This window comes from Bartonella silvatica (genome assembly GCF_040545155.1).
GTDB classification, from domain to species: Bacteria; Pseudomonadota; Alphaproteobacteria; order Rhizobiales; family Rhizobiaceae; genus Bartonella; species Bartonella silvatica.
In genome coordinates, this window is sequence record NZ_JBEPLI010000017.1 from 16,783 (window position 1) to 28,592 (window position 11,810).

The 11,810-nt window shown below is 34.0% G+C and carries 10 protein-coding genes and 2 pseudogenes; 6 read left to right on the top strand and 6 right to left on the bottom strand.

The genetic code is table 11. The features are described 5' to 3' along the window. Window positions 1-1,281 precede the first annotated feature (1,281 nt). Window positions 1,282-1,464, top strand: coding sequence for a hypothetical protein (locus tag ABID23_RS06410; RefSeq protein ID WP_354190449.1), 183 nt, complete (start codon window positions 1,282-1,284; stop codon window positions 1,462-1,464). On the opposite strand, the gene ABID23_RS06415 is transcribed toward ABID23_RS06410, so the two are convergent. Continuing rightward, window positions 1,388-1,702 carry a helix-turn-helix domain-containing protein gene (locus ABID23_RS06415; RefSeq protein WP_354190451.1) on the bottom strand — a complete coding sequence of 105 codons (315 nt, stop codon included), beginning with the start codon at window positions 1,700-1,702 and terminating at the stop codon, window positions 1,388-1,390. The two genes, ABID23_RS06410 and ABID23_RS06415, sit on opposite strands and share 77 nt — an antisense overlap. Before the next feature lie 470 nt (window positions 1,703-2,172). On the opposite strand from ABID23_RS06415, the gene ABID23_RS06420 reads away from it, so the two are divergent. Next, window positions 2,173-2,796 (top strand): hypothetical protein, encoded by a 624-nt coding sequence (locus ABID23_RS06420; protein WP_354190453.1) that lies wholly within the window; start codon window positions 2,173-2,175, stop codon window positions 2,794-2,796. A 134-nt stretch (window positions 2,797-2,930) separates the two neighbouring features. Continuing rightward, on the top strand, window positions 2,931-3,245 hold the full coding sequence (locus ABID23_RS06425) for a hypothetical protein (protein WP_354190469.1): 315 nt from the start codon (window positions 2,931-2,933) through the stop codon (window positions 3,243-3,245). A gap of 753 nt (window positions 3,246-3,998) precedes the next feature. On the opposite strand, the gene ABID23_RS06430 is transcribed toward ABID23_RS06425, so the two are convergent. Next, complete coding sequence (locus tag ABID23_RS06430) at window positions 3,999-4,178, bottom strand: YegP family protein (RefSeq protein ID WP_354190455.1); 180 nt, start codon at window positions 4,176-4,178, stop codon at window positions 3,999-4,001. A 391-nt stretch (window positions 4,179-4,569) separates the two neighbouring features. After that, entirely contained in the window at window positions 4,570-5,109 is a 540-nt protein-coding gene (locus ABID23_RS06435; RefSeq protein ID WP_354190457.1) for a helix-turn-helix domain-containing protein, read from the bottom strand. Window positions 5,110-5,453: 344 nt separating this feature from the next. On the opposite strand from ABID23_RS06435, the pseudogene ABID23_RS06440 reads away from it, so the two are divergent. Further along, a pseudogene (locus ABID23_RS06440) lies at window positions 5,454-6,537 on the top strand (DUF475 domain-containing protein). A 16-nt stretch (window positions 6,538-6,553) separates the two neighbouring features. On the opposite strand, the gene pncA reads toward ABID23_RS06440, so the two are convergent. Continuing rightward, window positions 6,554-7,168: a bifunctional nicotinamidase/pyrazinamidase gene (gene pncA / locus ABID23_RS06445; RefSeq protein ID WP_354190459.1), complete on the bottom strand. Its 615-nt coding sequence runs from the start codon at window positions 7,166-7,168 to the stop codon at window positions 6,554-6,556. A 51-nt stretch (window positions 7,169-7,219) separates the two neighbouring features. Next, window positions 7,220-7,744: a hypothetical protein gene (locus tag ABID23_RS06450; RefSeq protein ID WP_354190461.1), complete on the bottom strand. Its 525-nt coding sequence runs from the start codon at window positions 7,742-7,744 to the stop codon at window positions 7,220-7,222. 191 nt (window positions 7,745-7,935) lie between these two features. On the opposite strand from ABID23_RS06450, the gene ettA reads away from it, so the two are divergent. Both ettA and ABID23_RS06460 read left to right on the top strand, forming a co-directional pair. After that, window positions 7,936-9,585, top strand: a complete 1,650-nt coding sequence (ettA, locus tag ABID23_RS06455; protein WP_354190463.1) for an energy-dependent translational throttle protein EttA — start codon at window positions 7,936-7,938, stop codon at window positions 9,583-9,585. Between the two features lie 308 nt (window positions 9,586-9,893). Further along, entirely contained in the window at window positions 9,894-10,832 is a 939-nt protein-coding gene (locus ABID23_RS06460) for an ArsR/SmtB family transcription factor (protein ID WP_354190465.1), read from the top strand. Window positions 10,833-11,047: 215 nt separating this feature from the next. On the opposite strand, the pseudogene ABID23_RS06465 reads toward ABID23_RS06460, so the two are convergent. Then, window positions 11,048-11,695: pseudogene (locus ABID23_RS06465) on the bottom strand (type ISP restriction/modification enzyme); the annotation flags it as partial. Window positions 11,696-11,810 lie beyond the last annotated feature (115 nt).

The window sequence follows — 11,810 nt, forward strand, 5'->3', positions numbered from 1 at the left end:
TACATCAAAAATAGATATATCATCATCTCGTGTTATATTAGGATACGGACCGCTGTCATAGTTCATCCAACTTTTTACAGCGACATTATTATACTGATAATGATATTATCAGTATAATAATGAATTCTGTACACATTTATTATAAGTTGTGGCAAAGATAGTTTTTATCATGAAAGAACGCATTCATTGAAAGAAATATAAAAGTTTGCTGCTATACTTACCATAGGGATGTATTTTTTCGGTTGTTGTAGAAAAAACTTACTTTGTGGGAAAAGGCTGCAGTATCCCTTTCTTATGGAGTTATACTGTAGCGTAATGATTCAATATAGAAAACCATCATAGTGATTATATACTCAAGAGGGTTATTATTCAGCCTTATTTGTATATGTATTTTATAAAATTGGTATTTAGCTCCAAAAGTGTAGAAATTATGAATGTACTGATGGTATCTTTGATCAATCGTTTATCATTACGTGGACAGGGTTTTAGCAGTAGCTTCAGTTTGTTTTGCTGTATTTTTAGTGAGTGATACTCTCTGTTATCTTTTTTAGTTATTATGTACCGTATTATTGTGGCACCAGCATGTATAAAGCGATATATCGCTGATAGGTGTTTATATTTACTGTATGATTAATCATCATCATATTTGTAAATATTTTTTCCAAGTTAGAACGCTGTCTTTTTTACAAATGTTCGTACAATTTGCGTGCGGTTACCGTTAAAAATTAGTTCATTGTTTTTTGAATGATTTGCTACTGTGTTTGCGTATTATAGGTTTTCTGGCATTTTAAAGGAACCTTGAGAGAGAAGATAGTCTTGTGGAAGGTGCGTTACAGAGCTGTAGACGATATGGTTGCTCATGAAACCATATTTTTATATTTTTTTACGACATCGTTTAAAAAATATATATAATGCTATGTAGAATGAAATTGTGATATATTTTCTTTTGGAATAAGTTTTTTGTATTTTTTATGTGAAGATCAGTAGCTTTTTCAGCGATGTCTTCATGTCGATGGGTTACTGGTCTGAATCGCAAGATTCGAGTCATGTTGTGAGTGTTTTAAATAAAAAATAATGATACTCATTTTTTATAAAAAAATATGAATCTTGCGGTATTTTTGTGTTTTACAATGGTACATAACCAGCAAAATTTCATCCAATTTTATAAAACTTGTTTGTACATAACGGCTTCCATCCACTTATTACAAATATTCTTTTCTAAGGTATGGAATATGTGTAAACTCTTTAGCGTTATCCAGTTTGACGATACGGAGCATAACTATGAAGAATAACAAAAAAGTTAAGGAAACTTTATCTAATCTTATCGTGAAATGGGAGGCTTTGTCTACGGCTCAAAAACAAGAGGTATTGAAAATAGTAGAAAACTCTACAACTTCTGATCAGTCAATAGAACATTTAAAGCTTCAATCTTCTTTTTATCTCCAGATGAAATCAAAGAGATGAGCTTTAAATCTTCATCGGAGATGTTAAAACCAGTTATGACATATACGGCGCTGGCATTTCCAAGTGTGTTAAGAATAGCCATCAGTTTATCGACAGAGGGTCTTTTTCCGCCTCTTATCATTTGTTGTACGTAGTTTTGTCCACAACCTGCTGCTTTACTTATCTCAATCATTGTGCGTCCGTCACTTTCTATTAATTTAACTAAGCGTTGGAACCAATCTTTTTCAGTCTTTTTCATTTTTAGACCTTTACACATTTACGCTATAGCGTTAATATCAAACTGCGAATCTAGAATATGTGTTACAAGGAGCGCGAGAATGTCCATGCGTAGCTTTTCGCTTATGAAGGATATAGAGTTTTTTTTAACTAATAACAAAACGTCCCCATACACTTTCAGATTCGAATCAATAAAAAATGGTTGCTTAGCCTCACGGGTGTGACAAGGTGGACGCACATAACCAGGAATGGAAATGCACTTAGTGTGTTCACGGAATGTCACTGATAGTATACGCAGCATCATTATAAATCAAGATATACTCAAACATTGGCATTTGTAAGAAATTTCTGCGTTCAGATAGTGTATAAATATAATGAAGTTTCATGGTCTTAAGAAAAAAGGTCGTAGCTATAAAAAAAGTGCGAATTTGTGAGTAAATGCTGATTTTTTTCTGTTTTAATAAATTAGCTTAGAGCTTGGTAGTGTATCACATGTGTGTGTTAAAAAATTTTGAAAGCATCAAAAAAAGTAACTTTGGTTATGTTATAGAATTTGATGTTACGCCTAGCTGTGAAGGTGTATATTGGGAGAAATATTCTAGAAATCTTGGGTATTTTGGAGAATATGGATATTTTTTTGATAGCGCATGCATATATCATATATTATCTATTTTAAACACTATTCATATATATGATGATGTACAAGTATTTAGTGATGTAGTGTTTTATAGTAAATTGCCTTTTTATTATAAGGCAGAAAAACATTATAACTTTCAGGTTAGTTTCAGTGCGTACATTAACAGTTGCGTTCGTATTTATGGCAATTATCAATTTTATAGTTGTGTAGAGATTATCAAAAATTCTAAACTTTATGGAAACGTTTTAGTTTGTAGTGATGAAAAGATTCGTGAGAATAGAAAAGTTTATAACTGTTCTGAAGTTTGCGATTACGAAGAATATCGCAGTAGTAAAGAGATTTGCGTAAGGAACAGTATTCTACTTACTATAAAAGAGGTTAGGAAAAATGATTCGCGGGGGGCTTTTGTTAAGTTTATTGCGTCGTTAGTAGTATTTAGGACTATTGGCGTGTTTGTATTTTTTGTCAATAAAAGATGATAAGAGTAATTGGTATTAGAAGGACCAGATTGAAGTAGCTTTCGTAGGGCTGCTTTGCGTTCTTGGGGGGGGATAATGAAATAAAACGAAATTCATTGAAATGATCAATTTAAGGATGATTAATGGAAGTTCAAATGAGTGAAAATGAAGTTCTATTCGGAATATTGATTGTTATTTTTCTTTGCGTTGGTGTCATGTTACGGTTTATTTTTTATTATCATGACCAAGTGAGAAGTCTTAAAGAAGAGTCGAGAAAAATAAAGCATGAGTTCTTAAGAGATTCTATGAGAATAACTGAAGAACGAGATAGGACAGTTAGAGAACAAAGTATGGTGATTAAAAGACGTGACCAAGCAATTGAAAAGCTGAAAAAACAAATTAAGCAGTATGAAGAAATCATACAACAACGTCATGAAATTATTGAAGCTGAAGACGATACAAAAAGCTAGTTTTCATATTTTTCATTATTGATTACGCATTAAAATATTTTAAAAGTGTTATGGAAGGAGTTGGAAATAATAAAGAATAAGCACTCATTATCAAAACAAAAGTTTGGTTTGTGATGAGATTATCTTTTTTATCTCTATTCAAATTCACTCCAATCTATCGCTTATGAAGGCACTCAAGTTTATGAGAAAGCTATTGTTTGTGGTAGGACAAAGACCTATAGCGCACTAGTTTATAGCTACACTAAGGTTATTCAAAAATCTATATCCCCTTTATTAAATTAACCCGTTCTTTGTGATGTATATATTGCATCAAATAATATTGGATGAGGGGCATTCCATTCAGGAAATTGTGGATGTTTATTATCGTCAAATAATCTCAATCAAAAGACGTAAAAAATTGCAGTAGCAAGGTGAAAAGATACGCATTTTTTATAAAACTGTAAAATAAAAAGCAAAGTTAACGATAACCAGACAAAAGACATAATAAGGGAAAAAAAGCATTCAGAGGGTACTAAATAGGTTTATCATAGTTATAGTTTATGTGTGTTCTATTAGATTTATTATTTTTACAAAAAATATAAGACTTTAGAGGGGGATAGATTAATTTATTTAACCATAACAGCCTTATGATGCATGTTAAGATTAATCTTTTTCAAAGAGTTACGGCTAAGTGCTTGCATGTATTAAAAGTTATATAAAAACTCCTTTTTTATTAAGGCAAAATCAGCCATTTTATTGTTTATAATAAAAACATCAGGATTGTTGCTCCCTAATAAAAGCTTTATGCGTGATTTCTTTTATTTGCTCAATATTGATCAAAATATCCTGTTTTGTTGGGTAACCCTTACTAGAAAAAGCAATTTTTTGTTTATCTCCTGAGATCAAGCGCCAGTACCATTGGTTGTGAACTCCTTGAAACACTTCAAAATACATGTCCCCTACCTCATAAAATAGTCGATAATTTTCAGGATAAATTCAACTCATCTGACTACAAACATTAAGGTATATCTCTACAATAAATAGTCAATACATGCCTCTTAATTTTTTACTCTTTAAAACAGCACGCTATGACAATAATATTATTTTTAATAATAAAGTATTATTGTCAATATTCTATAAATATAAACCATGAACTATATAGCTGTTTTTTTAAAATATAGTTAAGACTTATTATTATTTTACACTAGAAATTATTTTGCGCGGTTACTATAAAAATATACCAACTCATTTACTATAAAATAAATTTTATTAACATAGAAAAATAAGAATATTCTTTTCATATTTATAAATTTGACTATGTTTTTTATCTATTTTAAAGGAATAATTATTGATTAGTGACCATCTCTTTTTGAGATATACTGCGAATGAGTAAGTCAATAAATAAGTTTAGAGTACAGGAATTCGCCATTTTTGCTTTCATATCAACCAGAGAAGTTGCAACCTTTGGGTTAAGGTTATGAGATAAGCTTTGTTTTGGAAAATATTTCTGCAACTTTTCATAAGAACTATCGATTTTTTCTTGGTCTAGTTCTTCACTATTCTCACTGTTAACAAGAATTTCTTCAAGTCCTTCAATTTTTTTGATAAAATAACTCCAGTCAAAGTTACCGTTTGTATACTCAGTATCAAACATTTTTCCCTGTCCGGTTAAAAGCCAGTTGATATTAACACCGTACAATGTGTGGTATGTTTGTAAGACACTAAGATTAGGCTCTCTTTCTCCACGTTCATAAAAAGCGATGGAGTTTTTTGTCATACTAAAACTTTTAGCGAGTGTTTCGCGTGATGGGTCTCCCAAAGCAAGACGCACATAACGTAAACGTTTTCCAAATATTGTTTTTGATTCAGTTTCAGGACGTGCCACGAATTATCTCCCTCAGTAATCATCATGGTATAAAGTTTTAGCCAATAAAGGCACACTATGTATTAATATCTTATGATATAATGTCAATATTTATAGTTTTATTTTCTCTATTTTTTTTAATTTTAGTGGATAAAAAGTCATTTTTTATCTGTTATATTGCATCTTATTTAAGATTGGTATTCATTATCCAGTAAAGCAATCGAATGATTAATTTCTTTCCCTTGTCTTTTTTGAAAAGGGTTATAAATAGGTTTTCCATATGGTTTCTATTTATTTTTTCCATTAACCAATATGGTTTTTCGATTCGCCCTATGACTTAAAGAAATAAATATTGAGGAGTGATCATGGCCTTATTAGGCTATTTCAGGTGGGCTTTTTTTTTCACAATTGTTGGCGTTTTTATGGGAGGCGCAATCGGTTGGTTTGAAACCGGAAGTATTACTGGCATTCTTAAATATTTTTTTATTTGCTGTGTTTTAGGAATTTTAGAAATTTCTTTGTCTTTTGATAATTCTATTATTAATGCTCGCGTTCTTGAAAAAATGGATCCGTTATGGCGCCGTCATTTTCTGATATGGGGTATTTTGATCGCTGTGTTTGGAATGCGTATTGTTTTTCCATTACTCGTAGTTGCTGTAGCGGCTGAGATTAACCCAATTGCAGCCATCAAATTAGCTCTATGGGAACCACATCAATATGCTAGAATCTTAACCGATGCTCATGTAGGGATTTCAGCTTTTGGAGGAACTTTCCTCATGATGGTTGGGTTGAAATATTTTTTTGACCCTGAAAAAGAAGTTCATTGGTTTCCCTTTATAGAAAAACGTGCTCAAAAATTTGGGATGTTTGTGGGCGGGGATGTTGCAATCATTCTAATTTTGATATTATTTTTTGCAGGGTGGATTGCGGCAGAAGATAAAATATTTTTTTTACTTTCTGCTCTTTATGGACTTTTGACATTTATAGGAGTCGAGGCTGTTAGTTCGCTTTTAGATTCTCCAAAAACTGCTTTAGCGACAGTTGTCAAAGGGGGAGCGGGTGCCTTTCTTTATTTAGAAATTCTCGATGCGAGTTTTTCTTTTGATGGGGTTGTTGGCGCTTTTGCCTTTTCTCATAACCTTTTTATTATCGCAATTGGTCTTGGTATCGGTGCATTTTACGTTCGCTCTATGACAATCATGTTGGTCGAATCAGGGGTTTTGTTGCATTATCGTTATTTGGAACATGGTGCTTTTTATGCGATTTTAGCACTGGCAGTGATTATGTATCTGCAAACTGTTGTATCTGTTCCTGAAATCTTAACAGGATTGGTAGGAACCTGTATTATTGGAATGGCACTTTATTCTTCTCTGCTTTTTAAGCGTCATCACTTAAAATAAACACATTTCATCTAAATCAATGGAACATATTTATGTTTTGCAAGAGTGATATAAATGAAGGGCATTTAGAGCGCCATCAAGAGTTCTATACCAGATTCATTCATTGTTTTAAGCATTCTGTTAAGAGATCCATTTAGATCAATACCAGCGCAGGCATTTAATGAGACGCTGACTTTAAAACCACATTGTATGGCGTGAAGCGCGGAAAAACCCACACAAAAATCCGTTGCTAAACCACATAAAGTGAGTTCTGTAAAACCATGTTCTTGGAGATAGACTTGTAAGCCTGTTGGTGTTTTTTGATCATTTTCAAAAAAAGCTGAATAGCTATCAATGTTTTTATTATAACCTTTTCGAAGAATAAGCTGTGCCTTTTCAACTTTGAGAGATCGATGAAATTCTGCTCCTTCTGTCCCTTGTATGCAATGATCAGGCCAAAGTATTTGGGTTCCATAGTCAAGCTCAACGGTATCATAGGGCCTTTTTTCAGGGTAGGAAGAAGCAAAGCTACAGTGATTTCTAGGGTGCCAATCTTGTGTTAAAATGACATGGGAAAAATGGTCTATAAGATTATTAATAGCGGGTAAGATAGTATCACCTTGTGGTACTGCAAGTGCTCCGCTTGGTAAAAAATCATTTTGCACATCTATGACGATTAGGGCTTTTTTTTCCGTGAACATATTTCTTTGGATGACTTTCTTTTATGATAATTTAAATGATTATATTGTTTCTTAAAGCTTTGAGATAATTTCGTGGATATTCCTATTGTTTTTATAATTATCAAGCCAAAAAAGAGGGATGGATAAATTTTTATAATTTCTTTTATAGTTTTTTACGAAGTGCAACCATTGTTTAATGGGGAATGCACTGTAGTCGCTTATTGCGACATGTTGGTGTAGAGCTTTCATGATCATTAAGCTTGGAACATCAGATCCCATACGGCGGCAGTCGTTTTTTAAGCAAAACTTAAGCCACATCAATGCAAGAGGTGAAGCCCACTGCTTTCCATAACATAAAATTGCTGAAAAAAGAGAGGGGTTTTCTACAGCGTAGTGTAAAGCCCATAGAGAAAAAAAGGAGGGAGCATAAAGAATGTTTTTTTGAGGGGGGGCTGTATCGCATTGATAATATGGTTTAATACGATAAAAGCACAATGTTATATCTGGTATGGAAAAGAGCGGTAACGTTTGATAGCATGTTTCTGGTACGGATAAAAAAATCTGTCTTTTTTTCTGTGATTTGATGTTTTTTTGCATTCAGAACCGTGAGTAGGGCTTGTGGGATGAGAAAAAATATATCAATATAGCGTGAAGAGCTTTTAGTATACGTAAATGCCTCTTTACCGTATCATAAAAAAAGCGGAAGAACTTTTTTCAAAGTCTTAACTCTTCAATACTGCACAATAGATGTGGATGTATAAAATAAAATTAATTGTAAAGAGAAATTTATGGCACGTCAATTTATCTATCACATGACTGGGCTTAACAAGATTTACGGCAATAAAAAGATTTTAGAAAATATTCATTTATCTTTTTATCCAGATGCCAAGATTGGTATTTTAGGACCAAATGGCGCAGGGAAGTCAACTATTTTACGTATTATGGCTGGATTGGATAAGGAGTATACAGGAGAGGCATGGCTTTCTGAAGGAGCGCGTTGTGGTTATTTGCCGCAAGAGCCTGTTCTTGATACGAGCAAAGATGTGCGTGGCAATGTGATGGAAGGTGTTGCAGATAAGCAGGCGATGGTTGAGCGTTATAATGAGTTAATGATGAATTATAGCGAGGAAACAGCTGATGAAGGTGCAAGGCTTCAAGATATTATAGATAGCCAAAATCTTTGGGATTTAGAAAATCAAGTAGAGATGGCTATGGCTGCTCTTGGTTGTCCACCAGCAAATGAAGATGTGACAAAACTTTCAGGAGGCGAAAAGCGGCGTGTTGCTCTTTGTCGGTTACTTTTGTCAAAACCTGATTTATTGCTTTTGGATGAACCAACAAACCATTTGGATGCTGAAACGACAGCTTGGCTTGAAAAGCATCTACGTGAATATCCAGGTGCAGTACTTTTGGTGACACATGATCGTTACTTTCTCGACAATGTGACAGGTTGGATTTTAGAATTAGACCGTGGCAAAGGTATCCCCTATGAGGGGAATTATTCTGCTTATCTAGGAGCGAAAGCCAAACGTTTAGCGCAGGAAAGTCGTGAGGAGGCTGCTCGTCAGCGTGCGTTATCGCGTGAACAAGAATGGATCGCTTCTAGTCCAAAAGGACGGCAAGCAAAGTCAAAGGCGCGAATTAAGGCTTATGACGAGTTAGTTCAAGCTGCAAATGAGAGGCGTCCTGGAGAAGCGCAAATTATTATTCCTATAGGAGAAAGATTAGGGCAGGTTGTTATTGATGTTGATAATCTCTCTAAGGCATATGGCGAGCGTGTGTTAATTGATAATCTCTCTTTTAAGCTTCCTGCTGGTGGTATTGTGGGAGTTATTGGTGCGAATGGTATGGGAAAGTCTACTTTGTTTAAAATATTAACAGGGCAGGAACAACCAGATTCGGGACAAATTCGTATAGGTGAAACGGCGCACATGAGTTACGTTGATCAGAGCCGCGATTCTTTAGCTGGAGATAAAACTGTCTGGGAGGAAATTTCTGGCGGAAATGACATCATTAAATTAGGTAAATATGAGATGAATAGTCGGGCTTATTGCGGTGCTTTTAATTTCAAGGGAGCAGATCAACAGCAAAAAGTGGCTAATTTATCAGGAGGACAGCGCAATCGCGTCCATTTGGCTAAACTTTTAAAGGAAGGAGGCAATGTTTTGCTTCTTGACGAACCAACAAATGATCTTGATACTGAAACATTGGGTGCCTTGGAAGATGCATTGGAAAATTTTGCTGGTTGTGCCGTTATTATATCTCATGATCGTATGTTTCTTGATCGATTGGCAACGCATATTTTAGCTTTTGAAGGAGATGGTCATGTGGAATGGTTTGAAGGCAACTTTGCTGAATATGAATCTGATAAGGTTCGCCGCTTTGGAGCTGATTCTCTTAATCTAAAGCGTGTAAATTATAAACCACTAACACGTTAGAGTTTCTTCCTTCATCTGGTCAGTCATCGTGCTTTATGTTCTGGTGACGTTATGTGAATAGCTATTGTCCGTCAAAGTGTGATGAAGAGTAGATATCTTTACATGTAGTTGTCCTATAGCAGTATAGGCGTTCTTGTTATCATAATTGGGAAATAGGGGGGAGGGAAGAGATATTTGTTTTTTGTAAAAGTTTCTATTCTTTGATGCAATCAAAAAAACAGTCATAATAAATGAGATGCAACTCTATGCTGTCTGCTTAATTTTCTATTTAATAGGGTAAATGGTTATGTGGTCAGCAAGGAGTCTTCATGAAAAAAATATTAAGCTTGAATGCAATGATTGAGCTGTTGAAAACAATAGCAGAAAAAAAGCATTTGCGTATTCTCGTACTGTTGTATCACGAGGACTTAACGATTTCTGATCTTAGTTTCATTCTTGGCCAGACGCAATCGTGTGTCTCGCGGTGTCTGTGTTTATTGCATGAAGCACAGTTAGTGACATGTTACCAGAAGGTAAATAGGACATATTTTAAATTTTATTATAACTATTTTGGAGAAAATTTTATTCTAGCTGTTATTTCAGCTTTATCAAAGCATGACGGGGTTTTAGCATGTGATTTTGCACGTTTGATGGATGTTAAAAATCAACGTCGAAAAACGAGGAAGGAAGAGTTTTTACAAAATGTAAGGCAGTGGGATACATTAAGGTTATCGTATATTTCAGATAACATTATAGAAAATGCTTTACTGGAAATAGTTGGTGACCAACCATTTGAGACTATCTTGAGTATTCGTATAAAGACGGAGCCTGTCTTAGAGTTATTGTCAGGTCTTTATAGCCATGCAGTTGAAGTTGTGCTTGATAGTAACGTTTTGTCTCTCTCTGTCGGAGATACAGTTTTTGATTTAGTCATTTTTCATTGGGCTTTGCATTTTCTCGAGAATCCTGAAAATGCTCTTCAGGAAGTGGCGCGTGTTTTGCGTCCTCATGGGCGTTTGTTGATTGTCGATTTTATTGACCATGAAGTTGAGCCCTCACATTCATGCAGTGCTCCTATAAAACCTAGACTTTCAAAGTTACAGATAACGCAGTGGATTAAAAATGCGGGGATTATTTTAGAACAAACCGTTAATCTTGCTTCTATGCAAAAGAAAAATAATGGAAAGCGTATACCTACGCTTTGGCTTGCACGTGATCCGCGTCTATTGATCGATGATATTAAAGATAAAAAAATAGATTTTGCATAATCATATTTGTTCATGTGTATTATTTTTTGTGTGTGGTGTTATGGCTTCAATAGAAGTAGTGAAGTAGTATTGAGGTTGTACTGTGGAGAGGAGTTTTAGGAAGAGAGTTTAGCGCATTTTGGTAACATATTCGTTCTATTAATATGATGAGTATGCATTGTTCTTCAATTTGAATGAAAATCCTATATATAGAATTTTTTATTTTAGACTTTCGAATAGAATAGATCATCCTTAGAGATTTTTTCATTAGGATAAGCAGCTTTAAAATGTGCTAATCCTTCATCAGTAATGGCATCACGCCTCTGTAAACCAGCTGTTGTGCTTTCTTCTGTAAATAAATGGGATTGTTTCTTTTTATTGTTTTTCAAGGATTCAGCATCTTCATAAATATAGCGTGGAAAGCATTGACCATTCTCTATCATTTGAAAATCAGATACTGTCTTAGTCATAAGTACAGAAAAGTCTTTCTTTGCTCCTGTACCTGTAATTTGTATCACTCTATTTTCAACCGCTTGCCCTATAGGAAATATCCGCGGCATTTGATAAACTCTTTCATTGAAAACGCGATTATAATAAAACCACTGTCGTGTAAAAGGACGGTAAAGGCTTTGTGTGAAGCATTTTTCTTCAAGTTCAAAGATTGTTTCTCTTACCAATTCTTGTTTAACATTATGACTCCAACTGATTTTTTTAGCATTCGTATTGATAAAATCATTTACAGTTTTTGTACGTGCTTTATGATCAGCATGTGCATAAGTATTATTAAAACGCTCTACTTCACTATTATAGAACGTCATCATATTATTTATGTTTTTAGATAAAGCTTCATGGCTTGAATTGTATACCCAAGCATCACGGCTAGACAATGTAAGATATAATATCAAAAAACACAATAAAGTCAATATGTTGATTGCAATTATTTTATATGAATCCACTTGAGAATCCATCTTTTTATACGTGATTCATTTGATCATTTTT